Genomic DNA, 26,063 nt, shown 5'->3' on the forward strand with positions numbered 1-26,063 from the left:
TTGTAGTCTCACTCGTTGTCACCGTCCTCGTCCATCAGATCGATACCGATCGCACGCTTGATCTGATCGCGTAGACCGCCGCCACCGGTTCCGGAACCGATCGTGACGACGACCGGCTCGACGCTCGTTTCGACGTTCTGGCGGACGTTCCGCGAGAGGTACTCGAGATCGTCGTCGTGCATGACGACGATGCCGACGTCCTCGTCGTCCAGGACGTTCGTGACGGCGTCGTCTAACTCTGTCCCTTTCTGTTCGTCGGCGACGTTCTCGAACCGGCGAACGCCGGCCAGTCTGAAGCCGGTCGTAAACTCCGGGTCGCCGACGACTGCGATTTCCTGGCTCATAGGATCACCAGCTCCTCTTCGATCTCGCTTTCGTCGAGTCCGACCTCCCGTCCGCGCGCGATCGCGCGGATGTTCTCGACCTCGCGTTCTTTCGCGAGGATGTACGAGAGGACGGCCGAAACCGAAACCGGATAGATGCTCGAGAGTCGATCCGAGTACTCGAGTAGTGCCGCGTCGAGCGCGTGTTCGAACTGGATCAGGCTCTCCGCTTCGCGAAGCCTGGTCAGCGCGCTCGAGAGTCGATCACCGTAGCGTTTGCTCTCGGCGATGTGGTCGACGAGTTCGTCGTAGTCGGCGACGAGCCTGGAGAGTTCCGCTCGGTCGAAGAGGACGCCGCCTTCGATGTAGTACTCCGCCGGCTCGAGGTCGGCACCGCTTCGGGCGAGACGCAGGGCGTTCCGGGCGTTCCGGAAGTCGATTTCGGCCTGCAGGAACTCGACGTACAGCGCTTCCGGACCCGACTGTGGCTCGGTAAACGACAGATCGTACGATCCGCTCAGGTCTTCGATGAGGCGTTCGTAGAACTCCCTGTCGAGAGCGTTCTCGAGCGGGACCAGCGCGCCGGTCTCCTCGTACTCCTCGTAGGCCTCCTCGAGGGCGTCGTGGAAGATCGTCCGATTGAAGATCTCGATGACGTCCTCGACGGTGTCGGCCTCGAGTGCGCGATCGAGCGTCGCGTCGTCGATCTCGCCGGCACGGATGAGGTCCGATTCGATCTCTTCCGATGGCGTCTCCGTGTAGACGCCGCGGATGATCGTCTTGATGTTCCAGACGTCGAACTTCCGGAGGTAGCGGGCGATGAGGTCGTAGAGACGACCTTCCGACCAGTCGAGCAGGTCGTCGAAGTGTTTTGCGAGGTTTCGGTTCAGCGCGTACTCGATCAGGTCGACACCCGAAAAGCGCGTTCCGAGCTGGTTGATCTCGCGTTCGTACTCCGACTCCTCCATGAACCGTGCGATCCCGCTCGGCCCCATCCGGATCAGCTTGCGGTAGTCCTCGTCCGCGAACAGCGACGCTCGGCGTGACCGCACGCGGCCGTTTACGTACTCCGGATTCGAGGCACCGAAACTCATTGCTCGAAGAGGCGGTTGCTGATCTCCCGGAGGTTCTCTTCCCAGACGTCCTCGAGGACCGAGTCGAACGTGTTGTTGACGCGGACCCGGGATCCCTCGCTCTCGACGACGACGCCGCCGAGACAGTCGTAGGAGCCGGCGTACTCGTAGTCGGCGTACTCCCCGTCCGAGAGGATCGACTCGAGCAGGTCGGCGTCCTCGTCGCGACCGTAGACGCTGACGTCGTCGCCCGCTTCGAACTCGACGCTCGCGGCGTCGAGCAGTTCGCGGGTGAGATCCTCGCGGTCGTCTCCCTCGAGCGTGGCGAGTTCGTCCTCGACTGCCTCGCGGACGTCGCCGAGGACGTCGCGTCGGGCCTCCAGGCGCTGTTGTTTCGCCTCCAGTTTCGCGCTGGAGAGTCGCTGTTCGCGAAGCTGCTCGATCTCGCGTTCGACCTCGCGCTCTGCACTCTCTTCGATATCGTCGGCGTCCTCCTCGGCCGCCGAGACGATCTCCTCTGCGCGGGTTTCGCCTTCCGCACGGATGTCTTCCGCACGCGCGCGGGCCTCGTCTCGAATGTCTTCGACGACTGTGTCCAAACTCATTGTGGGACGGTCGGGTTATCCGACCAAGAAGATGACGACGATGGCGAAGATGACGAGCGTTTCCGGCAGCACCGTCATGACGATACCGGGGACGAACATGTCGTCGTCTTCGGCGATCGCGCCGACTGCGGCTGCGCCGATTCCCCGCTCTGCGTACCCCGATGCGAGCGCAGCGAGACCGACCGAGATCGCTGCGGCGGCTTCGGCGTAGTTCTCCGCGACTGCAACGTCGGATTCGTTCGTCTCAGCGGCCTCAGCCGCCTGCAGTGCGATATCAGCGAATTCTGGTGCGTTTTCGATCATGATTAATGCGATATAGGGGTTGGATTGCTCCGAACAGGCGTACCTGTCGCTGCTCCCCTCATAAAACTCTCGAAAGAATTCGACATAGCTAAACCGTAGCAACAGATTTCGCCCGGTTGCGCGAGTAGTTATCCGGACCGATTCGCAGAGACGGGACTCGAGTGCGACGAACTCGAGACCGTCCGACGGGGTTTCGACCACCCCAGTTCCCTCCCAAACGTCGACTGATGAGCGAAATCGAACCACACCGCGTAGTTTCGCTCATCAGTGCAGGCTTGGGACGCCACTCAGTACGATCGAGAGGCGTCTCGATACGTCGATGGAACGGATCCACTTTCGCGAAAAACGAACGCCGAAAACGGGAACAGAACCGGTCAATCGGCCGGCTGGGCCGGCCGATCGTCGCCGAACGGTTCGTACTCCTCGCCGCCCCCCTCGTAGAACTTCTGGAAGAACTCCACGTACTCGAGGCGCAGCATCTGGATGCCTGCTGCGGTGATACCGAGCAGGAGCACCAGGATGTGCCCGAGGATGAAGACGACGATCGCCGCGAGGATCGCGATCGCCGAGACCAGGATGCCGTCGCCGGCGTGAATGAGGCCGACGAACTCGGGTGAGAGTTCGGCGTACTCGTATCCCGAGATGTCGGTGATGTGTAGCCCGGGATAGTTGAAGTACGTGTAGCCGGCGGGGGTCTCGTACGCCCCGAAGACCAGCAGGTTGACCGCGAACGCCATCCCACCCTTCGCGAGCAAGACGGCGACCATTCGCAGGTACGAGAGGACGTGACCGAACGCCCACGCCGGAATCTCGAAGGTGCCGGCGATCCCCTCGCCGACGCTAACCATCGCGCTACCGACGAGGAACATCACGAGTCCGAGGACGCCGACGATCTCCGGCAGGCCGGCGAAGCCGAGGAATTCGTACAGAACGGCCTCTTCACCGGTGCCCACGAGGAATTCGGGTTTCGTCTCGCTGAACGCGAGATCGGCCGGCAGGAAGCCGATTCCGTGGTCGAAGCTTCCCGCGTCGCCGTGTGCGAAGATCCAGATGAACAGCCCGTTCATCGCGAAGATCCACGACAGGCGCTCGTAGACGGCGGCTTTGACGCCGTGACTGAGCTCGTTGACGAAGCCCATGATGAGGCCGATGTTGAGGTGGACGATCCCGAACGCGATGCTCAGGATGATCCAAAGCAATGCCCACTCCGAGAGCTGCAGCCCCTTCGAGAGCGACCCGGCGAGCGGCAGGAAGCCGAGCCCGACGTCGCCCATGTGGATGCCGAAGATGTCGTCGTACAGATAGCCGAAGATGACGGTGAACGCGCCGGCCCAGATACCGATCGTTCCGAGCGCCTTCCCGGCGTCGGAGTCGAACACCTTCCAGCAGCCGTAGCCCATCAGCATGTAGAGGATCCCGTAGCCGATGTCCCCGATCATAAACCCGAACGCGAACGGATAGGTCAGAAACACCAGCAGCGTGGGATCGAGTTCGCTGTACTTGGGCTGGCTCACCATCTTCACCAGCAGTTCGAACGGCTTCGCCGGCGTCAGGTTGTCGAGGATCACCGGCGGATCCTCGTCCATCGTCACGGCACCGCTCGAGGCACCCGCCGCGCCAGCGGATGTGGCGGACGTTCCGCCGTCGGTCGCGGCCTTTTGGGCGGCGGGCTGTGACGGTTCGGCCTCCGCTTCGTCGCCGTCGCCACCCTCGCCGTCGCCGCCACTACCGGTGTGTGCTTCGGCTCCGTGCTCGTGGTCGTCGTACTCCGCGACCTCGAGCTCTTCGATCTCGACGCTCTCGCCGACGGCGTCGGTGACGGCGTCGACGAGCCGATCGTACTCGGACTCGGGGATCCACCCCTCCGCGATGAAGGCGTTTGCCGTGGTCGCAAACTGCAGCGGCGCTTCCGCGCGCTGGACCTCGATACTGAGTTCTTCTTCGAGACGGAGCAAGAAGCCGCCGTCCTCGAGTTTGACCTCCTCGAGACTGGTCTCGATTCGCTCGAGTTCGGATTCGAGTTCGCGCTTTTCCTCCCCGAGGTCGGCGACGTACTCCTCCGGACTCTGCTCGGTCTCGGGAACCGGGTGACGGGTGAACTCGATCCCGACGAGCGCGTCGTCGACGAGTCCGTCGGTGGACTCGCCTTCGGCGGGCGCGGCGACGATCGCGACGACGTCGCCCCCGGTCAGGATCTCGAAGGCACGGATCTCCTCGGCAGCTTCGAGGGCCGATTCGACTTCCGATGGCGTGCCCTCGCCGACGAGGACGTCGACGTGGTCGTACCCCGAGAGCAGATCGAGGTCGATCCCGAGTTCGGCGAAGGGTGCGACGCGGTCGATCTTCTCGTCGACCAGGCGCAACTCCTCGCGGGTCTCGGAGTGCTGGTCGTCGAGTTCGTTCACTCGCGTCCGAATCTCCTCAAGTCGGCCCTCCCAGCTCTCGCCGACCGTACCGGCCGCTGTGTCCTCCGGGGAGAGTTCGAGCGTACTCTCGAGCGCGCGGACGGTCACCAGCTTCTCGGAGGCATCGTCGGCTCCCTCGATCGGGTTGCCGTTGTCGAACCCCTCCCAGGAACCGTCGTAATCCGAGAGGTGAACCAGGTTCAACTCGTGGATCGTCTCGATGACCGTGGGCATGACGCCCTTCGAACCGGCCATCGAGACCTTGCTCATCCGCTCAGGTCTGAGCATGGACGTCCTCCTGGAACAGGGAGACGACGTGGTCGGTCACTTCGTCGACCCGCTCTCTGGCGCGTTCCGCGAGCGCCTCTCGCTCCTGTTCGCCCTCCTCGAGGACGCGCTCACACTCCTCGTCGATCTCGTCTCGCGCCGCCTCGAGGCGACGTTCTTTGAGATCGCGCGCTTCCTGTTCCGCGTCCGTGCGAATCTCCTCGGCACGTTTCCGGGCCTCGGCTATTCGCTCGTCGCGGTCGTTTTCTGCCTGTGCGACGATGTCGTCGGCATCCGCTTCCGCCGACTGAATTCGTTCGAGAACCTCTGGCCTCGGCATACTCTAAGCAGGCGAACCTTTGCGAGAGCGCGTATATGGTAGTTGCGAAAGTGAGTCGAAACCCAGCCGCCTCGCGAGAACGGTAGTGGTCGATTGGGATCGCCCGCTGGGGACGGGAACAGTAGACATATCCCGATCGACGCGAAACGCTGCCCCGATGGGAGTTCTCGAGAACAAGGCCCGGGCCCGGCTGTTCTACAAGTACCTCTCGAAGGTGTACGACCAGGTCAACCCCTTCATCTGGAACGAGGAGATGCGAGCGGACGCACTCGACCTCCTCGATCTCGAGCCGGAGATGACCGTCCTCGACGTCGGCTGCGGCACCGGCTTTGCGACCGAGGGGCTGCTCGAGCACGTCGACGACGTGTACGCGCTCGACCAGAGCGAACACCAACTCGAACAGGCCTACCGGAAGTTCGGCAAGCGCGCGCCGCCGGTCCAGTTTCACCGCGGCGACGCCGAACGCCTCCCGTTCGCGACCGATACGTTCGACGTCGTCTGGTCGTCGGGATCGATCGAGTACTGGCCGAACCCGATTCTCGCACTCCGGGAGTTTCGCCGCGTGCTGAAACCCGGCGGACAGGTACTGGTCGTCGGACCGAACTACCCGGATAGCCTTCTCGCACAGAAGCTTGCAGACTCGATAATGCTCTTTTACGACGAGTACGAGGCCGATCGGATGTTCAAGACGGCCGGCTTCGAGGACGTCAAACACGCATTTATGGGGCCGTCCTACGACCCGGACGTAGCGATCACGACGATCGGCCGCGCACCGGAGTGATACGGTCTGTCGTCCGCCACTGCTGTGCGAACGCGGGTCCCCGGTCCGACCGGGCGATTGAGATGGCAACCCGGTTCAACCGGGTGATTGAAGCGGCAATCCGTCCGAGTCCTGTTGCCACAACTGCACTACTGTATCCCCGTCCCCGCCGTCTCGAGGCCCTGGGCTACGTCGCCGTCGTCTCCAGAACTGCGATCCGCTGGTCGTCGACGACGAGTCGAACGGTCACCGAGTCACCGGCCGACGGTCGCGGATCGTTCGTGTCCGCGACGAACACGCTGGCCCGCTCGCCGGATCGCCACTCCGGATCTGCCTGTTCGTTGAACGGTCCCGTCGGAGTCCCCTGGAATCCCGGCGCGCCAACGGTCGGGGTCGGCGGCTGGTCGGCGAGTTCGGTTCCCTCGACCGCGATAACGAGCGAGAGGTTCCGGACGTCGATGGAGTCTCCGGCGACGTGACCGATCGCGACTTCGCCCGTCTCGCCGTCGACCGAGAGATCGAACGCCGCATCCGGTCCCGTCGCCTCGAGCGACCACGACGCTGCACCGACTGCGAGAACTCCCGCCAGACAGACGGTGATCGCGATCAACACGGCGACGCCGACGACCGGGTTGACCCCCCGGCTCCGCTCGGAACCGTAACCGCCGTCGGTTCGATCGCGGATCTGTTCGCTCACGGGCCGCTCTGGACGCGGTTTCGGTTATAAAGGTGCGGTCGATCGTAACTGCAGGTGCCCTCGAGCGCGCTCGAGCGGGGAACCGATCAGTGCTCCTATACTACCAACTGAAACGATTCACACATCGATCGTAGTATCCGCGGTTCTCACTCATTCCGTACGGTTCTCACTCCCCCCGTTCGTTCCGAGCCACGTGGCCGTCATGCGATCAGGCGTGCAGTGACGTTCAGTGGCTCCTATCGCTACCCGGCACCGTCGCGTTCACCGTTCCCGTCGACGCTTCGGCCGATAGTTCGTAGGTGTCGGCAGGTGGGAGAATCCAGAGCGAACCGTCCCTGTCAGTCTCGCCGAGTTCGTACTCGTCTACGGTAATCGTCGCCGAAACCGGTTCGCCCGTCGTCGAATCGGTAACGATAACCTCGGCCGGTCCGTTCGCCGGCGTCTCATTGAGCGTGAGCTCGAGGCCGTCGTCGGACCAGCTCTCGTTCGATTCGATCGGGAGCGTCCCGACCGATATCTCCTGTAGTTCACGATGGACTTCGCCGGCCCCGCCGTCGAAGTACAGGTCGAGCGAGAGACCGTCCAGTGTAAACCAGACGTTATAGATGTCGCCGTGAGTGACGATGTGCGGGGGACCCTGGCTGGCAGCCCACGGATACAGTTCGACCGCGTAGTCCGCAGCAGGGTACTCGTTCGGGGCGTGATCGCCGAACTGGTCCCCTGAATTCGGATCGCGGTTGTCGAATCGAACAGTTTCGGTCAGGTAGGTGGATCGCTCGAGACTCGAGAGTCGGTATCCGGTCTGAGTCGTCTGGACCTGTACGTCGTAGTGCTCGTCGGATTGTGACACGCGACTTGCCGCGACGAGCTCCGCTCGGACCGGCGAGTGATGGAACTCGAGGCTTGCCCTATTACTCCGAACCTCGTCGGAAGACAGCGAGAACCCCTGGACCTGCGCCGTACGATCTTCCAGCATTTCGAGATCGGTCAGGAGGGCCGTCGCATCGTGGTGGTTTCGCAACAGTACTCGAACCAGTTCGGCGTCAGATCGCTCGCCGCTTGCGTGTTCCCGAACGGCAGTCCGTTCGCGTTCCTCGAGTTCCTCGATACGATCGGTGAGGCGGTCGTACTCCCTCTCGAGCAGGTCGGCACGCTCGTCAGGATCGGCATCGTCGAACCGGCTGTCGACGATGTACCGCTCGTGATCTATCCGCAGTTCGTCGTTGCCGCTTGCGAACGTCGCGCCGAGGTCCGGACCGTGCGTGACGTAACTGGTCCGGACCGGATCGGTTAGCAGGAGCCGGTTCGTCGTGTCGTTCACTTCGACCGGCGTTCGTTGAACGGTTTCGTCCTGCAGGCTTCCGTCGGGCTCGCTGTCTGTACCGCTGCCTGGATCTGCAGCGACGAGGGTCATCGCGGGGAGCGAGCAGACGAGAAGCAACGCGAGGAGGGCAGAAGTCGCGCTGTTCATCGACCCACCGTACGGGCTCCTGATACAAAAGGGGGGCGTACTCGAGTCGACGGTGAACCGATAGCTTCGAACCGAGTCAACGGCGCCTAGAACTGGCGTGAAAAGCGATCCTCAGTGCTCGAGAGCCTTCACAACCGGTAGTAACGTTTTATTTGTGTATGGAAAGGGTTTTTTCCCCCGGGAAACCACCCGTTGATACGCATGCGGTTGTCCACCGCCGTCACACTCGCCCTCACAGCCCTCCTCGTTACGTCTTCGCTCGGGGTGGTGGGAGCCACATCGCCCGCCGGTTCCACCTCCGAGGTGCAACCGGCATCTTCTCTCGGCACCCATTCCCTGGACGAACGGCCATCACTCACTCCGTCCTCTCCCCAGGGGTCCGGCACTAGCCACGCGTCGCTGTCGGCATCCGATCCGCTCTCGCCGGCTGATCCAGCACAGGTCATTCGGATCAACATCAGCGACGACGGCGACACGCACTGGACGGTCGAGAGCCGATACCTCCTGACCGACGACGAAGACGAGGAACTCTTCGATGAATACGCCACAGCCGTCACACGTGGCGAACGCGACGCAGGCTACGACGAGTCCCAGTTCGAACCGTTCGTCCAGAACGCAGCCGAAGCGACCGATCGCGAGATGGCACTCGAGGACGCCGGCTGGAACGAACCCCGAATCGAAGTCCCCGACGAGGACGAAAACCTCGAGGAAGACGTTCGAATCGGCGTGATCTCCTACTCGTTTACGTGGACCAACCTCGCGACCGTCGAGAACGACCGCATCTACTTCGGCGACGCGTTGGACCCGTCCGCCGGCATCGGAATGCAACTCGACGAGAACCAGCGTCTCGTCATCGAATCGCCGCCGAACTACGGCCTCGAGACGCCCACACAACTCTCCTGGGAGGGACCACACCAGTTCGAAGAAGGCGAACTCGAGATCGTCTTCCTGCGCGGGGCCGGATCAGCGGATTTCGTCCCTGCCGAGTTGTTACCGCTGATTGCCGGTGCGATCGCCGTGCTCATAGCCGGCTACCTGCTCTATCGCAGACAACAGTCGTCGGACGCGCTCCCCGAGTGGCTTCCGATTCCTGATCGGTATGAATCGGAAAACGCCGGCCAGAACGACGTTTCGCCGGAACCGTCCACCGCCGACGGAGCCGACACGAGACGAGGAGCAGACCCGAACCCCGCAGGGGTGTCCGGGGCGAGCGTCGAGTTCGACGAGGAACCCGACGACGTCGATCTCGAGTTGTTGAGCGACGAAGAGCGTGTTCACCGGCTGCTGCGACAAAACGGCGGTCGGATGAAACAGGCCAACATCGTCAAAGAAACCGGCTGGTCGAACGCCAAAGTCTCGCAACTGCTCTCCAAGATGGACGACGACGACGAGATCGAGAAGCTCCGCATCGGCCGCGAGAATCTCATCACGCTTCCGGAAGTCGATCCGACCGAAATCGATTGATCTCGTTCGAAAGTTCCGGCGAAACCCGACCGCCCACTTGTCGCTTCTGATCGAAGACGTGATCGCTCCACCCAACCCCTGTCAACGGCGTATTATAGTAACAACTGGAACTAGTTACACACCCCATCGCACAGCTCACGGGTCGTTCCCCGCTCGCCAGTCCGCGGTTCTCGCTCACTACGTTCACTCCGAACCGCGCTCTCGTCGTGCGATCAGGTGTGCATTGACTTCCACTGGCTACGATAGCGGATCCCGAAGAAACAATAGAGTCGTGGGCCGGGTTCGTCGACTAGATCGGCGATCCGCTGGGTTTCGAGAACCCGGTCGATGCCGTGTTGCATGTTCGCTCTCGATACCTCGATATCGAACTACTCTTCGAGTTTGTCGAGCGCAGCGCTGACCTCGACGAGTTCGTCGTCGGGGTAAGGGCCGCAGACGCCCGTCGAGCAGCACGTCGCTTCTTCGTACGGTGTACGTTCCATCATTTGTGGTTTCCTCGGTTACCGTTCCGACTGCCAGCGGAGTCATGGTCATAATTCACCATCTCTAATTTAGTTTGAGTTCAACTGAAACTCATCTCGGGTTCTTGGGCGAGTACTTCGGATCGCCTTTACCTGGCGATTGTGGGTGGCTTAGACACTCGATGGTGTGTTACTTACTCTCTCAGCAGGATCTTCCGCAACATCTAATTGAGAGAGTAATCAAGTGACTGCTAATGGCACAAGCGACTAAACGATTACAGCGGTATCTCGACGACGAACTCGGCGAGTGTCGCAGCGAGGACGTCGAGCGCCGACTCGACGAACTCTCAACGCTCGAGGCCGGACTCGCCACGGCACGCGCCGAGGCTGAACTCGACGTGCTTTCGGCACTGTCCAACGAGACGCGTTATACTCTCGTTCGCGTCCTCGTTGCAGCAAACGAGGAACTCTGCGTCTGCGAACTGAACGCCGTCGTCGACGTAACGGAGAGTGGCCTCAGCCACGCCCTCTCGACGCTCGTCGATGCGGGTCTCGTCGAGGGATGGAAGGACGGCCGCTGGAAGAAGTATCGGGCGACCAATCGGGCCGTCGCGCTCGTCACCGTCCTCGAAGGGAGCGTTATCGTCGATGAGTGATCTCGACCACGACCACGGGCCGGATTGTGACTGTCCGAACTGCGGCGATCCGCGGTCGATGGACTTCCTCGATAAGTATCTGACCGTCTGGATCTTCCTCGCGATGGCGATCGGTGTCGGACTCGGCTCCGTCGCTCCGTCGGTAGTCGACCCGATTCAGGAGTATTACCTCGTTGAACTCGGCCTTATCGCGATGATGTATCCGCCGCTGGCGAAGGTCAACTACCGACAGTTGCCGCGGGTATTCTCACAGTGGCGTGTTCTCTCGTTGAGCCTCGTTCAAAACTGGCTCATCGGTCCGACGCTGATGTTCGCGCTCGCGGTGGTCTTCTTCAGCGGTATCGTCCCCGTCTTCCCGGCCCGTCCCGAGTACTTCCTCGGGTTGATATTCATCGGGATGGCCCGCTGTATCGCGATGGTGCTGGTTTGGAACGACCTCGCCGACGGTTCGAGTGAGTACGCCGCCGGACTGGTCGCGTTCAACAGCGTCTTCCAGATCATTACCTACGGGGTGTACATCTGGTTCTTCGCGCTCTTCTTGCCCCCGATTCTTGGACTCGAAGCGATGGTTGCCGGGATCGGCGAGTTCGACATCACCGTCACACAGGTGTTCTGGGCAATCGCGATCTTCCTCGGTATTCCGTTCGCAGGCGGTATCGTGACCCGTCTGGGTGGCGTTCGCTCGAAGGGCGAGGTGTGGTACGAGGAGATGTTCGTTCCGAATATCAGCCCGCTCACGCTGATTGCACTGCTTTTCACCGTTATCGTGATGTTCGCAACGCAAGGTGACAACATACTCGCACAGCCGCTCGACGTGGTGTGGCTTGCTATCCCGTTGACGATTTACTTCGTGGTGATGTTCCTCGTGAGCTTCGGAATGGGTCGGGGAATCGGGGCCGATTACTCGACGACGACCGCTATCGGTTTTACCGCCGCTTCGAACAACTTCGAGCTCGCTATCGCGGTCGCCGTCGCCGTCTTCGGCGTTGGCTCCGGCGTCGCCTTCGCGACCGTTATCGGGCCGCTGATCGAGGTGCCCGTCCTGCTCGCGTTGGTGTACGTTGCTATCTACTTCCAGGAGCGATTCGATTGGAGTGGGTACGAAACCGGACGGCTCGAGAGTACGAAGCCAACGGACGATGACGTGACGTCGTCGAAAACGGTCGATGACTGATTGCGTATGACCGAATCGTTGGATCGAATTCGTATCGCCTTCGTCTGCGTTCAGAATGCGGGCCGCTCACAGATGGCGTATGCGTTCGCCCAGCGCGAAGTAACAGACCGAGGATTGTCGGACGAGATCGACCTCGTAACTGGTGGAACGAAACCCGCCGACAGTGTTCACGACGAGGTCGTTCGGGCGATGCACGCAGTCGATATAGATATCTCCGAGCGGACCCCGCGTGAAGCCACGTTCGAGGAGATCCAAGACAGCGGGTACGTCATCACAATGGGCTGTTCAGCTGATGATGTCTGTCCTGCTGGATGGGCAGGCGAGAACCGCGATTGGGATCTCGATGATCCGGACGGGAAGTCGGCTACTGAAGTTGGTCGAATCCGGGAGGAGATCGAACGACGCGTGACCGTTCTGTTCGACGAAATCGAATCGACGTAGGAACTCCTCTAGAAGAGTCGGTACCCCGAAAGTATCGCTCTCGACAACTTCTCGTCGGGTTCGTTCGCGACGCTCACTCACCGCTTCTCGAAAAATCTGCACCAAAAAGCCCGCTCACTCGCGGCGCTCGTTCGCGGGAGAAGCGAATAGCTCACGCAAGCGGCGTTCGCTCGACCACCTGGCACATGCACCTTTTTCTCGTCGGGTTCGTTCGCGACGCTCACTCACCGCTTCTCGAAAAATCTGCACCAAAAAGCCCGCTCACTCGCGGCGCTCGTTCGCGGGAGAAGCGAAATAGCTCACGCCAGCGGCGTTCGCTCGACCACCTGTCCGTCGTAACTCGGATACTGTTCGACGATTTCTCCGTCTTCGAGGTCACCTTCCTCGATCATCTCCTCGAGCAGCCACCAGGCGACCTCGACGTGGTTGGTCTTGATGGTGTAGAACTCTTCGGGAACGCCGAGTTCGACGAAACGGTCAGGGTCGGTGTGGGTCTTCCCGTAGACGAGCGTCCCATCGTCGGTGACGTCGTCGAACTCCCGGCGGACGTTGCGGGCCATGCGCTTGAGTCGGCGGCGGTGCTGGGCGGCGTCTTTGAACACCGACGTACAGAAGTAGACCCGTTCGTGATCGCCCATCACCTCGAGGATCTCCTCGCGAGTGCCGTCGACGGCGCTCATGTGATCTTCCTTGAGCTCGTATCCCTTCTCTTGCATCCGGCGGTAGTTGCCCTGGGACATCTCGAACTCGTTGACGTTACAGAAGTCGGCTGCCCCCTCGTCTAAGAACTCGAGGAACTCCGCTTCGGGACGAATGCCGGGAATCTCGAACGCCGGAGTCAGCCCTTCCTCGCGGGCGATATAGAGGATCTCCTCCCACTCGGTTCCGTGGAGGTCGCCCCACTGTTCGAGCGGCGGGTGGAATCGGATCTCGTCGAGGCCGGCCTCAGAGAGCCGACGCATGTTCTCTCGACCGCCGGTGATCCCGGTGTAGAGGTGCGTGTGGTGATCCTCGCCGAACTCGTCCGTGAGCAACTCGAGGTAGTGACAGGTCCGGTCGAGGGCTTCCTGGGGTTCGCCGCCGGTGATCGAGGTACCGAGTGCGTCCATTCGGTGGGCTTCCTCGAGGACGTCGTCGTCGGATTCGACGCGGCGTTCGTTGGCGTAGACGTCGGTGACGTTCTTTCGGTTCTCCCCGAGCGGGCAGTAAAAGCAGTCGCGCTGGTCGCAGTAGCCGTAGACGAACAGCACCATCTTGCCACCTTTCGCACACTGCTCACAGCCCCTGGAGATCATTCGAGCACACGTAGCCGGCCGAGCCTCAAAAGCCGTGCGAAACGATCGTCGGTTTCGGCTCTCGAGCAATCGATCCATCACGCTCTCGGACGAGCGACCGCTGGTGGCGAGTTTTTCCTCCAGAAGAAGGATATAGCGTCGTCTCCAACCTCGAGTCGATGCTGCTGGTCCTGTGTGTCGACCTCGACGACGACCTCGGGCGAAAGACCGGCTTCTCGACGCCGGTTATCGGCCGCGACCCCGTCGAAGAGGCGGCCGTCGCGCTCGCGACCGCGGATCCCGAGGACTCGGACGTCAACGTCATCTTCCAGGGGTTGCACGTCTACGACGACCTCACCGAGCGCGACGAGAGCGTCGAAGTCGCCGTCGTCACCGGAAACGAAGAAGACGACGTCAGTGCCAACCGCGAAGTCGGCGACGAGGTCGACACGGTCCTCGCGAGTCTCTCGACCGCCGAGGACGTCACCGCACTGGTGATCACCGACGGCGCACAGGACGAATCCGTCATCCCGATCATCAGATCTCGAGTCCCGATCGACGGCGTCCGCCGCGTCGTCGTCCGTCAGGCCCAGAACTTGGAGTCGATGTACTACACGATCAAGCAGGTGCTCGACGACCCCGAAACGCGGGGTACCGTTCTCATACCGCTGGGGATCCTCCTGTTGATCTACCCGCTCGCGTTGATCGGCAGCGCCCTCGAACTGCCGGGATTCGTGCTCGGAACGACCTCCGCGCTTCTCGGCCTCTATCTCATCTCGCGGGGACTCGGCCTCGGTGACCGTCTCGATAGCGCCGTCGAACGCGGCCGCCGCTCGCTGTACGCCGGCCGGACGACGCTGCTGGCGTACGTGGTTGCCGCCGCGCTGGTAGTCCTCGGCGGCGTCAGCGGGGTGAACGAACTCGAGGCGGTACGCGAGTCGGCGGTCGGCGACGCGGGCGCGCTCGCGACCGTCGCCGCGCTCGTCTACGGCTCGATCCAGTGGATCGCCGCGGCCGGCGTGACGACCAGTCTGGGTCAGATCACCGACGAGTACATCGCGGACACCCTCGAGTGGCGCTACCTCAACGCGCCGTTTTACGTCCTCTCGATGGCGCTCGTTCTCCACGCGGTGAGTGCGTTCTTCCTCGATCGCGTCGACGTCACCTACCTCGCGACGGCGTTGACGGCCGGCACACTCCTCGGAATCGTCAGCACTCTCGCGTTCGCGATCGTCGAGTCCCGATTCTCGGATTCGGACGACCGGGACGCGCGTCGTCCCGAGAGCGCGTGATCCGATGCAACGACTACTGCAGAAATTTCAGACTGCGTAACCCTATCGCTCGCGTTCGACGACGAACTCGGCCAACTCGAGTAAGTACGCCTTCGCTTCCGGATCGGCCGCGTCGACCTGCTCGAGGGCGTCGATGGCTCGGTCGGCCTCGGCACGCGCCCGGCGGTTCGCCTCGTCGGGTGTGAGGTCGGTTACCTGTACGACTGACGGCCGCTTGAGTGCGGCGTCGTGGCCCGTGGGCTTGCCGAGTTCGTTGGAGTCGGCGACCGCGTCTAACACGTCGTCTCTGATCTGAAAGGCGATCCCCACGCGTTCTGCGTACTCGCCGAGGGTTTCGACGGTGAACGGATCCGAGTCGGCGGCGATCGCACCGAGTTCGGCCGCAGCTCGAAAGAGCGACCCGGTTTTTCGTCTCGCGAGCGTCATGTACTCCGCTTCGTTTTCCGGCTGTGAGGTGAGTTCGGTCGCCTCGCCGACGCCGAGTTCGACCATCGCTTCGGCGACGACTCGAGTGGCGTCCGGGTTCGCCGAAAAGAGCGCGAACGCTTCACCGAGCAGTCCGTCGCTGGTGACGATCGCCGGCCCGTGGCCGAATTCGGCCCACGCGCTGGTCGTCCCACGTCGCAGTTCCGATCGATCGATGATGTCGTCGATCACCAGCGAGGCGTTGTGGACGAGTTCGATACCGACGCCGAAATCGGTCGCGTCAGTGGCCGTTCCACCGACCGTCTCGCAGGCGAGGATCGTGACCATCGGTCGAACCCGTTTGCCCCCCGAGAGCGCGACGTGACGGACTTCCTCGTTGAGCGTCTCGGGATCGACCCCGTCGATGATTTCGGCGAGACGCTCTTCAATCAGCGCCCGGCGGCGCTCCAGAAGTTCCATTGACGGTTCTTGGGAGGGGGTGAAAAAGTAGGTGACGGTTCGCAAAGCGCCACCGTGCGGTCAGGGCCAGTTTACTGGAACTGCTCGGTCAGCGCGGGGACGACGTCGAAGAGGTCGTCCTGGATGGCGTAGTCGGCGATGTCCATGATCGGCGCGTTCGGATCGGTGTTGATCGCGACGATCGTCTCCGAGCCTTTCATGCCGGCGACGTGCTGGACCGCTCCGGAGATGCCGATCGCGATGTAGACGTCGGGTGTCACCACTTTCCCGGACTGGCCGACCTGTCGGTTCTTCGGTAGCCAGCCGCTGTCGACGATCGGGCGCGAGGACGACACCGTCGCCTCGAGCGCGTCGGCGAGTTCGTGGATGAGCTCGAGGTTTTCTTCTTCGTCGATGCCGCGGCCGACGGAGACGAGGACGTCGGCGTCGCTGATGTCGACGTCGCCGCCGGCGACCTCTTCGAAGCCGGTGACGGTCGCGCCCAGTGCATCTTCGTCGATGTCGGGGTCGAACGCCTCGATCGTGGCGTCGCCAGTGCCCTCGGCGGCGGGCCACTCCGCGCCGCGGATGGTGACGACGGCGGGTCCGGACAGCGAGACGGTCGTTTCGACCTTGCCGCCGTACATCTCGCGGGTCGCGCGCAGTTCGTCGCCATCGCTCTCGAGGGCGACGGTATCGGTGACGATGGGAACGTCGAGGCGTGAGGCGACGGCGGGGGCGTAGTCCAGCCCGTTGACGCTGTTGGGCGTGAGGACGTACTGGGCCTCGAGTTCGGTGGCGAGCTGGACGGTGGTCTGGGTGTAGACGCCGTGGTCGAACTCCTCGCCGTAGTCGACGGTGTGGACGGCGTCGACGCCGTCGCGGTCGAGTTTGGCGGCGAAGTCGTCGACGGTGCCGCTGATGACGGCGACGTGGAGGTCGGCGCCGACGTCGTCGGCGAGGGCTCTGCCGGCGGTGAGGAGTTCGTAGCTGACGTCTCTGAGTTCGCCGCGGCGGTGGTCGGCGACCGCGAGAACGGCGCTCATTGTGCCACCCCCTTCTCGCGGAGCAAGTCAGCGAGTTCGGCGGCGGTCTCGTCGGCGTCGCCCTCCCAGACGGTGACGTCGGTCTCGCTTTCGGGTTCGGCCATCTCCTCGAGGGTGAGCGCCGATTCGAGGCCGTCGGCGTCGATGCCGAGGTCGGCGAGATCCTGCACCTCGAGTGGTTTGCGCTGGGCCTGCCGGATACCCCGGAGGCTGGCGTAGCGGGGTTCGTTGATGCCGGTCTGGATCGTCAACACGGCGGGAAGCTCGACGTCGGTCAGCTCCTCGACGCCGCCCTCGAGTTCGCGTCGAACGGAGGCGGTATCGTCGTCGAAGTCGTGGGCGAGGTGGTTGACGACGGCGGCCCACTCGTAGCCGACGGCGTCGGCGAGGGTGACGCCGGTTGCGCCGAAGCTGTCGTCGCCGGACTGGACGCCCGAGAGGACGAGATCTGGCTCCTCGGCGTCGACGACGGCGGCCAGAATCTGGGATTTGAGGCCGACGTCGAGGAGATCGACGTCGGCGAGAGCGTCGTCCCAGACGCGGATGGCGCGGTCTGGGCCCTTCGCGAGGGCCTGTCGAATGGTCTGTTCGCAGTCGTCGGGACCGATGGTGACGGTGACGATTTCGTCGGCGAGGCCGGCCTCCTGGAGCTGGACGGCCTCCTCGATGGCGTACTCGTCCCACTCGTTGAGGTCGGCACCGAGATAGCGATCGGCGATGGCGGTGCCCTCGATCTCGAACTCGTCTTCGACGGTCGTGACTTCCGTGACCGGAACGAGAATCTTCATCAATATTGCTCCAACGTCGCTCCCGTAAACGTTTTCGAAACTCCGGTTCCGGTGTTCGCCGTTTTCCGCCGGTCGTCGAGGGGATCCGACAGCCGTCGGCCGTCGGCCGAACCGATCGGTCGCGGAGACACACAGTTCGTTTCACAGACCGCTCGAGGCGGTCGTACCGAGACGGAAACGGTTTAACGTCGCCTCCGGTATTACGGGTATGGCAGACTGTCCACTCGCCGACGACTGTCCGAGCTTTTCCGAACGGATCTCCGGAATGGGGTGTCAACACTACGGAGATCGGGGCGGCAAAGAGTGGTGCAACCACTACAGCCAGCCGATCGAGGATCTGAAGACACAACCGGTGAAACCCGGCGAGGAGGTCGTCATCGACGTCGTCGACATGCACGAAAGTGGTGCCGGCGTCGGTCGAACCGACGACGGGTTCATCATCATGGTCGACGGTCTCCTCCCCGAGACTCGGGCTCGAGTCGAAATCACGCGAGTTCACAGCAATCACGCACGCGCGGAGGAACTCGAGACCCTTTCGATCGACGAAGACGAGGACGCCGAGGAGGACGAGTCGGACGGCGGGCGAACGGACGGATCTGACGGAAGGGGCAGTCTCCGCGAACAGCGCGAACAACTCGGCAGTCGAGAGAACTTCTGGGGCTCCTGACCGCCCTCGAGGCGGTGTCTCGTCGGACCTGGACAGTCACAGTTAGTGGTTTTCGCGGCGGGGCTACCGTCGATTCGCTTATTTTCAATTCGCTTCTTCTCGGCGGCAATCCATCGCCACTTTGTGGAGGATTGCAACGACCGTGATTACGAACACGGTTGCCGAGAGGACGACGATACCCGACGAAACGAGACTCTCGAGTAGCGGGATGCGAACGGGCAAGATACCGCGTGTAATCCGTTCGAACGCGAGCAACGCCCAGGAGACGAGGAATCCGCCGTACAACGTGAGAAATTCGTCACTGGTTGCGTACTCCAGTGCTTCGCGAGCGGGGACTTCTGCCATTACCTAACACGATCCGTGTGAGTATTTATGTCGTGTCAATTCGATGGAGGTGTCACACAGTCAGCTCCGGTGGAACAAAGCCACTGTTTCGGACGGATCGTTAATTCCGGCGCAATCGCGACTTTCCTGCAGTCGCGCTGGCACATCGACGAGCAATCCGTCTGATACAGTTTGCTATGCTGATTGCCGGTCGATCGCCCACCGTTCTGCGATCGACCGGTAAAGACTCATAGCAGACCGTATGAAACGATGTCACGTTATGCTTTCGCGTGAATTCGGACGAGAGCGGAAGACGCCGCTGCAACAAGAGGTAAATGCGAGTTTCGCAAAGTACAACCCGATTAATGGCAGCCGGATCGAACGCCGGACGGCGTCTCCTCGCAGCGGTCGCCGTCGTCTGTGCCGTCGGCGGACTCCTGCTCGCGGCGAGTGCGATGCCGATGCTGGCGGGGAACTCTCCTGCGCACACGCTTCTCACGGACGAATCCGCAGAACCGACGGCTCAGGATGGCTTCCAGTCGGCCGAGAGCCACGGGTCGCCGGCCGACTCGCTCGAGAGTCGGGACGACAGCGGTGATCGTGAGGGGACTGCCGACCACGGGGGTACCGGCGAGGCGTCGGCGGGTGGTCCCGGTGATGGGGGTGACACCACCGCTCTCGAGGGCGGGCCGGGCGGAGACGCGCAGTTCGCCGACGGGGAGTCCGGAACCGCGGAACGAATCGCGGGCGGCGCGCTGTACGGACTCGCAACGCTGTTTTCGGCGATCGGCGGCGACTGGTTGGCCGGTGCCGACGAGCCAGCTGCCGGTGAGTTCGCCGGTTCCGAAGTTGCCGACGCAGAAGAACGACTCGAGGAGGGCGAACCCGCCGACGCAGAGACACGGGCGGGGGAAAGCGAATCCGCCGAAAGCGGCATGGGTGGCGAGTTCGGCGCGTTGCTGACGGGGGAGGACGATCCAGATGCCCTCGAGGCGGGCGTCGGGGAGGAGAGACTGGGCGGAGGAGAGTTCCCGGACGAAGACGGGACGACCGCGGACGAACTGACAGCAGACGACGAGGAACGCACGCTCGCGGACGACTTCGAGCCCGGTGAAATGGAAGACCTCGAGTCCGGTGAAACGGCCGACCTCGAGGACGAACCGGAAGGCGACGGGCCGGACATGGGTGATGGGGGCGTTTCGGGAGCCGAGGACGAATTCACGGGAGCCGACCCCGACGGGGACCAGGACGACTTCACGAGAGGTGCGGCCGAATTCGGGGACGGCGACGCGGAACTCGAGGACGGTGATTCCACCGCCGGGAGCGACGAGACCGAGACCGGTGGCGACGCCGCGGCGGTGGGTGACGACGCGTTCGAGGGTGGCGACGCCCGAACCGACGCCGAGCAGTTCGACGATCCACCGCCGGACGGGGCGAGCGATGAGGACGAAGCGGCGACCAGCACTGCCGAATCGAGCGGGCCGGACGAACCCGACGCGGGCGGTGAATCCACGCTCGAGGACGCCGTTTCGGCCCCCTCGACCACGACTCTCCTCGCGGCCGTCCTCGCGCTCGCGCTTCCGATCGTCGGCTACGTCCTCTACGCGTGGGACGACCCGATCGGGACGCTGCAGGCGATTCCCGGACGGGTCGTCTCGGCCGTCATGGCTGGCGTCGTCGCCTGTTCGGAGGCCCTCGAGCGTGCGGTGGGGGCGCTTCGCGGAGTTCGGTCGATCGCCGAGTTGCCGGGGCTCGTCCTCGCGGGGATAGTGGCTGTCGTCGGATCGGTCCGTCTGCGGGTTCGAGACACCGGTTCGTCGCTCGGAGTGTTCGACGGCGACGGGGGGAACGCTCAGGAGGTCCCGGCGACGGATTCCCAGATCGGCGCACGCGAACGGATCAGGGAAGCCTTCGAGGACGTGATCGACGCGTCGTCGATGTATCGATCGCGGGTCGCGACGGCGACGCCCGCCGACGTCGCACGCAGTGCGAAACGGGCCGGCGCGCCGTCCGATCCCGTCGAGACGATCACCGGCGCGTTTCGCGACGTCGAGTACGGCGCTCGAGATCCCGAGGCATACGTCGATCCGACGACCGCTGCCCACGACCGACTCCGGACCGAACTCGTCGGCGACGCGGGCGAGGAGTCCGACACCGGGTCGACGGAGGCGTCCGACGAATGAGCCGGATGCCGTCACGTCGGGGACTGGTCGTCGTCACGCTCGTCGGGGGTGTCTCCCTCGTCGTCGGATCGCTCTTCGCCGTCCGTCCCGCGCTCGTCCTCGAGGTCGTCCCGGCGCTCCGGTCGGTCCTCGACGTCGTCGATCCCGGCGTCGTCGTCCTTCTCGCGACGATCGGGCTCGTGTTGTTCGCCCCGACGCTTGGAATCGTCGGGAAACTGCGGGGGAGTTCGATCGATCCGCTTGTCGAATCGAACGACTCGAGCGCAACGGGGCGACCGGGCGGCGGTCGAAACCGGAGGGATGCCGGACCGTCGCTCGAGCGAGGATCGACCGTCGGCGCGTCGTTCGATCGGTACGTCGACCGCGCGACGGCCTACGAGGGCGATCGCGAGGTTCGCTCGAGTGCACGGGAGGAACTCGTCGGCTCCCTTCGATCGATCGCGGTGACGGCGTACGCAAACCGGGCCGGCGTCACGGACGAGGAGGCGACGGCGGCGATCGAAACCGGGACGTGGACCGACGACCCTCGTGCGTCGGCGTTGTTGTCGGGTGAAGGGGGGCCGTCGACGCCGCTGTGGCTCTGGATGTTCGATCTCGTCTCCGCGAGCGATCCGTTCTCCCGGAGCCTCGAGCGGACGATCGACGAGATCGAATCGCTACAGTCGGCTGCGGCGATCGAACCGCCGACGGTCGAACAGGAGGGGGACGATGCCGTCTGCGAACTGGACGCCGACGCCGACGACGAGGCGGCGGGAGGGGACGACGGGTGACGGATCCGATTCGACGGGCACGGTGGCAGGGTGCGCTCGTGGTTGCGCTGGTTTCGTCGCTGCTCGCGGTCGCACTCGGGATCTCCGCGCTGTTTTTCCTCGCCATCGTCGCCCTCGGTTTCGTCCTCGTCGGGCAGGTGAGCGCCGATCCCGACCCAGATCTTCGGGTCGAGCGTCACCTGGACAACTCTCGAGTCCGTCCGGGAGAGCCGGTAACGGCAACGGTTTCGGTGACCAACGAGGGCGACAGCGTCGTCTCCGACGTTCGAATCGCCGACGAACCGCCGGCTGGTGTCCCCGTTACCGACGGATCGCCCGCGTTCGCGAGCGCGATTCGACCTGGCGAGACGGTCAGCTACGAGTACGAACTGACGCCGCCCCGCGGGGAGTTCGCGTTCGGTTCCGTAACGGTCAGGCTGCGTTCGCTGTCGGCGACGACCGTCGTAACCGATGACATCGAGCCGGGCGGGGACGCCGAACTCGCCTGCGAGACGGTGCTCGATTCGTTTCCGGTCCAGGAGCGGACGATCCAGTTCGTCGGACAGACACCCACCGACGACGGCGGAAGCGGCATCGAGTTCTTCTCGACGCGGGAGTATCGACGCGGCGACCCCATCAACCGAATCGACTGGCATCGCTTCGCTCGCACGGGCGACCTCGCGACCGTCGAGTACCGCGAGGAGCGGGCGGTGACGGTCGTGTTCGTCGTCGACGACCGCGACGGCGTCCACCGCGAGGCGGTCGGCGACGGCCCCGACTCGTTCGACCTGACGCTCTATGCCGCCTCGAGGGGCGTCGTCGCCTCGCTCGAGGACGGCAACCGAACCGGCGTGGCGACGCTTTCGGGCGACACCTGGATTTCTCCCTCCGCCGAAAGCGACGTCACACGGCGACTGGACGACGCGCACGAGGGTGAGGGCGGACCGCCGACGGCCGACGGTCGTCGATCCTCTTCGACGCGTCGGTCCCGCTCGAGGAGGGGATCGAACGGCAGGTCCGACGCGGCTGCGGACACGCCCGTCACCGACGGCGGACCGGTCGGTGAGGACGGGTCAGTTGGCGAGAGTGGGTCGGTCGACGGGGAGGGATCAGTTGGCGACAACGAACCGACTGGCGACGACGGGTTCGGCGACGACAGTTCGACCACCGACGGCGCTTCGACGACTGACGGTGCGTCGACGACCAGCGGTGCTTCGCTCGTGGCCGACCTCGAGCGGCGGCTTCCCCGCCGAGCGCAGGTCGTCCTCTGTACGCCGCTTTCGGATCGGGCCGCGGTCGACCTCGTCGAGACGCTGCGGACTCGCGGACGGGACGTGACGGTCGTCACGCCGGACCTGACGACCGGCGTCGGCTCGTCGTCGGTCGGTACGGGTGCCCGGATCGCCGGCCTCGTGCGAACGAACAGGATCGACGAGCTTCGCGGGATCGGCGCGGCCGTCGTCGACTGGCACCTCGAGGATCCGATCTCGGTCGATCTGGCGCGGGTCTTTCGGTCGGGGACGGGTTCCGGCGGGTCGAAAGCGGGGACTCGAAACCCGCGGACCGGTCGACGGGGACCTCGAGGTGATCGCCGATGACGGGGAGAACCGTCCTCGAGGACGGAAGATCGCTGTTGTCCTCGGGGATCGCCGGCGTTCGAATGGCGCTCTCGCGGCCGACGGCGAGCGACGTCGCCACGATCTGTTGTACCCTGCTCGTCGCCGTCGTGGTCGGGTCGGCGCTCGTCGGCGTCGGTCTCGCGGTGTTCGCGACGGCGTCGGGGCTGGCGGGAGCCGTCGCGACTGTCTTACTCGCCAGCGAACGGCCGCTCGTCCGGGCCGTCGGGGGAGTCGTCGCAGTCCCCGCTGCGCTCTTGATCGTGTTGCCGGTCGTTCTGGCCGGCGCGCTCGTCGTCTCGAGCGGCGTCGGACTGTTCGCTGGCGTCACCGTCTGGGCACTCGTCGTCGCCGGACTCGCCTCCGGGCTGGTGTCGTGGCGGCGTCTCGGCGACGGCGGCGCGGGACACGGCGGAACGGGCGCGATGCTGGCGGCTGCGGGGGTAGTCGCCCTCGTCGTCGTGCGCGTCCTTCCGGAGTCGACGGTCCGGGAGCGGGCCGGCGACGCCGCGGCCGACGTGTTCGGAACCGTCTGGGCCGTCCTCGTCGTCGCCGACGGTTCGTGGGCGTTCGTCTGGTTTGCCGTCTTGCTGTTCGCGAGCGCTCTGTCGGTCAGTTCGACCCTCGCGTCCCTCCCGCTCGAGCGACTCGTTCCGCCGGATCGAGCCGACCGACTCGACGACGCCGTCGAGGCGGCCCGCCGCGGGTGTTCGTACGCCGTCCGAATCGCGATCGTCCTCGCACTGGCGGCGTTCGTCGTGCCGGCCGTCTCCGACCGGTTCCTCGAGTTTCCGACGACGCCACGTGAGGTCGCGACGATCGTCCCCGCACCCGTCGGAACGGCTCTCGCGACGGTCGTCACGCTCTCCGCGCTCCGACTCGTGCTGGTCGCGCTGTTGATCGCAGCCCTTTCGCTCGCGGCCCTCGAGTGGGGCCGACGGACGCTGCATCACAACGTCGCCCTCGCGATCGCACGGGTGAGCGGACCGGCCATCGGGGCGGCCCTGATCGCCGTCGTCGCCGCACTCGTACTGTCGCTCGTCGGTCCCGACCTCGAGCTCGCTGCGGCGCTCGCGGGAACGGCCCCACCCTCGGTCGTCGACCTCGTCGCCTCGCTCCCGCCGTTCGCGCTGGCGGCGGCGGTCCTCGTCGTCGCGCTGACCGCACTCTCGGCGGTACTGTACAGCGTCACGCTGTTGCGCGCGCTCCGGATCCTCCCCGGCCGGGCGATCGGCGGCGCGCTGGCGGCGGGATCGGTGTTCGTGCTGGCGATCGGGCTCGCCGTCGTCGACCGGGTCGAACTCGCCATCGTCACCGCCGTCGGCGCGTTCGTCCTCTGGGACGTCGGCGAGTACGCCGACGTGATCCGGACCGAACTGGGACGCGACGCGAACACGCTCCGGGCGGAACTCGTCCACGTCGTCGGGACGGCGCTGTCGGGCGCGGTCGTCGCCGGCGGGACGATCGTCCTCTATCGGTGGGTCGGGACGACGACGCCGGTCACCGATCCGACGTCCGCGGCGATCGCCCTCGGAACGGGGCTGTTCGCGGTCGTTCTGGTCGCGTGGTCGCTTCGAGGTTGAGTTCTCGCCCCCTCGGGCTAACGTCTCGATTACGGGATTGCGGACTCGCTTTCCGGCTCGAGGCTCACTCCCCCATCGAGGGAACCGGGACGCCGTTCAACGCGCTCTCGACGATCGCGTGCGGATCGACGCCGCGGACGTCGGCTTCCGTCGTCAACACGATCCGGTGGTCGAGCACCGGATGGACGACGGCGTGGACGTCCTCCGGCGCGACGTAGTCGCGACCGACGATCGCCGCTCTGGCCCGCGTCGCCTCGAACAGTCGCTGGATTCCCCGCGGCGAGACGCCGACGTCGACCCGTTCGTCCTCGCGCGTGCCTCGACAGACGTCGACGACGTACTCCCGAAGCTCCGGATCGACGGTGACCGATTCGGGGGCCGACTGCAGCGCACGCACCGACTCCCGGTCGACGACGCGGGAGACGTCGGGTGTCCGCGCCCGCCGGCTCGCCCGCCGGTTTACCAACTCGAGTTCGCCGTCGCGGTCGGGATACCCCATCGCCGTCTTCACCATGAAGCGATCGACCTGTGCCTCCGGCAACGGGAAGGTTCCCTCCTGCTCGACGGGGTTTTGCGTCGCGATGACGAAAAACGGCTCCGGCAGCGCGCGGGTCTCGCCGCCGGTAGAAACCTGTTTCTCGCCCATCGCCTCGAGCAACGCGGCCTGGGTCTTCGGCGGCGCGCGGTTGATCTCGTCGGCCAGCACGACGTTCGCGAAGATCGGGCCGGCCTCGAACTCGAACCGGCCGGCGTGTTCGTCGTAGACGTGTGTCCCGGTGATATCCGCCGGGAGCAGATCCGGCGTGAACTGAATCCGGCTGAACTCGAGGTCGAGCGCCGTCGCGAGCGTCCGCGCCGTGAGGGTCTTGCCGGTTCCGGGGACGTCCTCGAGGAGGACGTGGCCCTCTCCGACCACCGCCGTCAGGATCGTCTCGAAGAGGTCACGTTCGCCGATGACAGCGGTCTCGATCTCCTCGAAGACGGCGTCGCACGTCTCGGCGGCCTCGGCAACGTTCATGGAGTCGACCAGTTTCCCGACGCCCATATAGCGTTTGGCCTCGCCTCGAGATGTGTCAGTTGTTGTCAAATAGGAACCAACCGATGGCAGTACGACGACCTCGAAAGCCCCCGAATCGCTCGAGTCGGGAGGCTCGCTGTCGTTCGAGAGAGCTTAATGAGTGACGGAAGTTATGGGCATGGGCTGAGATGGGCGAGTGATGGGAGGAGACCGGCGGGG

General features: G+C 64.2%; 25 protein-coding genes and 1 pseudogene. 11 read left to right on the forward strand and 15 right to left on the reverse strand.

What is annotated here, in order from left to right; translation table 11 throughout:
- Positions 1 to 8: 8 nt before the first annotated feature.
- The 6 genes from EA473_RS18445 to ahaH form a co-directional block, all read right to left on the reverse strand.
- Positions 9 to 344: a V-type ATP synthase subunit F gene (locus tag EA473_RS18445; protein WP_124197113.1), complete on the reverse strand. Its 336-nt coding sequence runs from the start codon at positions 342 to 344 to the stop codon at positions 9 to 11.
- On the reverse strand, positions 341 to 1,417 hold the full coding sequence (locus EA473_RS18450; RefSeq protein WP_124197114.1) for a V-type ATP synthase subunit C: 1,077 nt from the start codon (positions 1,415 to 1,417) through the stop codon (positions 341 to 343). The genes EA473_RS18445 and EA473_RS18450 overlap by 4 nt, the downstream gene beginning before the upstream one ends.
- A complete protein-coding gene (locus EA473_RS18455) occupies positions 1,414 to 2,001 on the reverse strand; it encodes a V-type ATP synthase subunit E (protein WP_124197115.1) in 588 nt (195 codons plus the stop codon). The genes EA473_RS18450 and EA473_RS18455 overlap by 4 nt, the downstream gene beginning before the upstream one ends.
- A gap of 15 nt (positions 2,002 to 2,016) precedes the next feature.
- Positions 2,017 to 2,304 carry a hypothetical protein gene (locus EA473_RS18460; protein ID WP_124197116.1) on the reverse strand — a complete coding sequence of 96 codons (288 nt, stop codon included), beginning with the start codon at positions 2,302 to 2,304 and terminating at the stop codon, positions 2,017 to 2,019.
- A gap of 374 nt (positions 2,305 to 2,678) precedes the next feature.
- Positions 2,679 to 4,997: a V-type ATP synthase subunit I gene (locus tag EA473_RS18465; RefSeq protein WP_243645308.1), complete on the reverse strand. Its 2,319-nt coding sequence runs from the start codon at positions 4,995 to 4,997 to the stop codon at positions 2,679 to 2,681.
- Positions 4,984 to 5,316, reverse strand: a complete 333-nt coding sequence (gene ahaH / locus EA473_RS18470) for an ATP synthase archaeal subunit H (protein WP_124197117.1) — start codon at positions 5,314 to 5,316, stop codon at positions 4,984 to 4,986. Before ahaH ends, EA473_RS18465 begins: the two co-directional genes overlap by 14 nt.
- 157 nt (positions 5,317 to 5,473) lie before the next feature.
- Between ahaH and EA473_RS18475 the strand changes: the two genes are divergently transcribed.
- Complete coding sequence (locus EA473_RS18475; RefSeq protein ID WP_124197118.1) at positions 5,474 to 6,097, forward strand: methyltransferase domain-containing protein; 624 nt, start codon at positions 5,474 to 5,476, stop codon at positions 6,095 to 6,097.
- A 166-nt stretch (positions 6,098 to 6,263) separates the two neighbouring features.
- Here the strand turns inward: EA473_RS18475 and EA473_RS18480 are convergent, their stop codons facing one another.
- Complete coding sequence (locus EA473_RS18480; RefSeq protein ID WP_243645309.1) at positions 6,264 to 6,773, reverse strand: type IV pilin; 510 nt, start codon at positions 6,771 to 6,773, stop codon at positions 6,264 to 6,266.
- A gap of 226 nt (positions 6,774 to 6,999) precedes the next feature.
- A complete protein-coding gene (locus EA473_RS18485) occupies positions 7,000 to 8,244 on the reverse strand; it encodes a DUF7096 domain-containing protein (RefSeq protein WP_124197119.1) in 1,245 nt (414 codons plus the stop codon).
- A 201-nt stretch (positions 8,245 to 8,445) separates the two neighbouring features.
- Here EA473_RS18485 and EA473_RS18490 point away from each other — a divergent pair, with 201 nt between their 5' ends.
- Positions 8,446 to 9,708, forward strand: a complete 1,263-nt coding sequence (locus EA473_RS18490) for a helix-turn-helix transcriptional regulator (RefSeq protein ID WP_207890215.1) — start codon at positions 8,446 to 8,448, stop codon at positions 9,706 to 9,708.
- A 266-nt stretch (positions 9,709 to 9,974) separates the two neighbouring features.
- Here the strand turns inward: EA473_RS18490 and EA473_RS23270 are convergent.
- Positions 9,975 to 10,193, reverse strand: a pseudogene (locus EA473_RS23270) (arsenic metallochaperone ArsD family protein); the annotation flags it as partial.
- Between the two features lie 230 nt (positions 10,194 to 10,423).
- Between EA473_RS23270 and EA473_RS18500 the strand changes: the two are divergent.
- From EA473_RS18500 to EA473_RS18510, 3 genes are read left to right on the forward strand one after another with little or no spacing between them, the layout of a single operon-like run.
- A complete protein-coding gene (locus EA473_RS18500) occupies positions 10,424 to 10,825 on the forward strand; it encodes an ArsR/SmtB family transcription factor (RefSeq protein ID WP_124197120.1) in 402 nt (133 codons plus the stop codon).
- Positions 10,818 to 11,999 (forward strand): ACR3 family arsenite efflux transporter, encoded by a 1,182-nt coding sequence (arsB, locus tag EA473_RS18505; protein WP_124197121.1) that lies wholly within the window; start codon positions 10,818 to 10,820, stop codon positions 11,997 to 11,999. Before EA473_RS18500 ends, arsB begins: the two co-directional genes overlap by 8 nt.
- 6 nt (positions 12,000 to 12,005) lie before the next feature.
- Positions 12,006 to 12,440 (forward strand): arsenate-mycothiol transferase ArsC, encoded by a 435-nt coding sequence (locus EA473_RS18510; protein WP_124197122.1) that lies wholly within the window; start codon positions 12,006 to 12,008, stop codon positions 12,438 to 12,440.
- 299 nt (positions 12,441 to 12,739) lie between these two features.
- On the opposite strand, the gene EA473_RS18515 is transcribed toward EA473_RS18510, so the two are convergent.
- Positions 12,740 to 13,735, reverse strand: coding sequence for a radical SAM protein (locus EA473_RS18515; protein WP_124197123.1), 996 nt, complete (start codon positions 13,733 to 13,735; stop codon positions 12,740 to 12,742).
- 158 nt (positions 13,736 to 13,893) lie between these two features.
- Here EA473_RS18515 and EA473_RS18520 point away from each other — a divergent pair, with 158 nt between their 5' ends.
- Positions 13,894 to 15,006, forward strand: coding sequence for a DUF373 family protein (locus tag EA473_RS18520; protein ID WP_124197124.1), 1,113 nt, complete (start codon positions 13,894 to 13,896; stop codon positions 15,004 to 15,006).
- Positions 15,007 to 15,048: 42 nt separating this feature from the next.
- Here the strand turns inward: EA473_RS18520 and EA473_RS18525 are convergent, their stop codons facing one another.
- The 3 genes from EA473_RS18525 to EA473_RS18535 form a co-directional block, all read right to left on the reverse strand.
- The gene (locus EA473_RS18525; protein WP_124197125.1) at positions 15,049 to 15,891 is read right to left on the reverse strand and encodes a polyprenyl synthetase family protein; all 843 of its coding nucleotides are present in this window, start codon (positions 15,889 to 15,891) and stop codon (positions 15,049 to 15,051) included.
- A gap of 71 nt (positions 15,892 to 15,962) precedes the next feature.
- Positions 15,963 to 16,916 (reverse strand): electron transfer flavoprotein subunit alpha/FixB family protein, encoded by a 954-nt coding sequence (locus tag EA473_RS18530; protein WP_124197126.1) that lies wholly within the window; start codon positions 16,914 to 16,916, stop codon positions 15,963 to 15,965.
- A complete protein-coding gene (locus EA473_RS18535) occupies positions 16,913 to 17,704 on the reverse strand; it encodes an electron transfer flavoprotein subunit beta/FixA family protein (protein WP_124197127.1) in 792 nt (263 codons plus the stop codon). Before EA473_RS18535 ends, EA473_RS18530 begins: the two co-directional genes overlap by 4 nt.
- Positions 17,705 to 17,912: 208 nt before the next feature.
- On the opposite strand from EA473_RS18535, the gene EA473_RS18540 reads away from it, so the two are divergent.
- Positions 17,913 to 18,371: a TRAM domain-containing protein gene (locus EA473_RS18540; RefSeq protein ID WP_124197128.1), complete on the forward strand. Its 459-nt coding sequence runs from the start codon at positions 17,913 to 17,915 to the stop codon at positions 18,369 to 18,371.
- 84 nt (positions 18,372 to 18,455) lie between these two features.
- On the opposite strand, the gene EA473_RS18545 is transcribed toward EA473_RS18540, so the two are convergent.
- A complete protein-coding gene (locus tag EA473_RS18545; protein WP_124197129.1) occupies positions 18,456 to 18,716 on the reverse strand; it encodes a hypothetical protein in 261 nt (86 codons plus the stop codon).
- A gap of 344 nt (positions 18,717 to 19,060) precedes the next feature.
- Here EA473_RS18545 and EA473_RS18550 point away from each other — a divergent pair, with 344 nt between their 5' ends.
- The 4 genes from EA473_RS18550 to EA473_RS18565 are packed head-to-tail and all read left to right on the forward strand — an operon-like array spanning position 19,061 to position 24,826.
- Positions 19,061 to 20,878: a hypothetical protein gene (locus tag EA473_RS18550; RefSeq protein WP_124197130.1), complete on the forward strand. Its 1,818-nt coding sequence runs from the start codon at positions 19,061 to 19,063 to the stop codon at positions 20,876 to 20,878.
- Positions 20,875 to 21,648 carry a DUF7269 family protein gene (locus tag EA473_RS18555; RefSeq protein WP_124197131.1) on the forward strand — a complete coding sequence of 258 codons (774 nt, stop codon included), beginning with the start codon at positions 20,875 to 20,877 and terminating at the stop codon, positions 21,646 to 21,648. Before EA473_RS18550 ends, EA473_RS18555 begins: the two co-directional genes overlap by 4 nt.
- Positions 21,645 to 23,225 carry a DUF58 domain-containing protein gene (locus tag EA473_RS22870; RefSeq protein WP_243645311.1) on the forward strand — a complete coding sequence of 527 codons (1,581 nt, stop codon included), beginning with the start codon at positions 21,645 to 21,647 and terminating at the stop codon, positions 23,223 to 23,225. The genes EA473_RS18555 and EA473_RS22870 overlap by 4 nt, the downstream gene beginning before the upstream one ends.
- Positions 23,222 to 24,826 carry a DUF7519 family protein gene (locus tag EA473_RS18565; RefSeq protein WP_124197132.1) on the forward strand — a complete coding sequence of 535 codons (1,605 nt, stop codon included), beginning with the start codon at positions 23,222 to 23,224 and terminating at the stop codon, positions 24,824 to 24,826. The genes EA473_RS22870 and EA473_RS18565 overlap by 4 nt, the downstream gene beginning before the upstream one ends.
- Positions 24,827 to 24,890: 64 nt before the next feature.
- Here EA473_RS18565 and EA473_RS18570 read toward each other — a convergent pair whose 3' ends face one another.
- Positions 24,891 to 25,844 carry an AAA family ATPase gene (locus EA473_RS18570; protein WP_124197133.1) on the reverse strand — a complete coding sequence of 318 codons (954 nt, stop codon included), beginning with the start codon at positions 25,842 to 25,844 and terminating at the stop codon, positions 24,891 to 24,893.
- Positions 25,845 to 26,063 lie beyond the last annotated feature (219 nt).

It is taken from the genome of Natrarchaeobius chitinivorans (genome assembly GCF_003841505.1).
In the GTDB taxonomy this organism is placed as follows: domain Archaea; phylum Halobacteriota; class Halobacteria; order Halobacteriales; family Natrialbaceae; genus Natrarchaeobius; species Natrarchaeobius chitinivorans.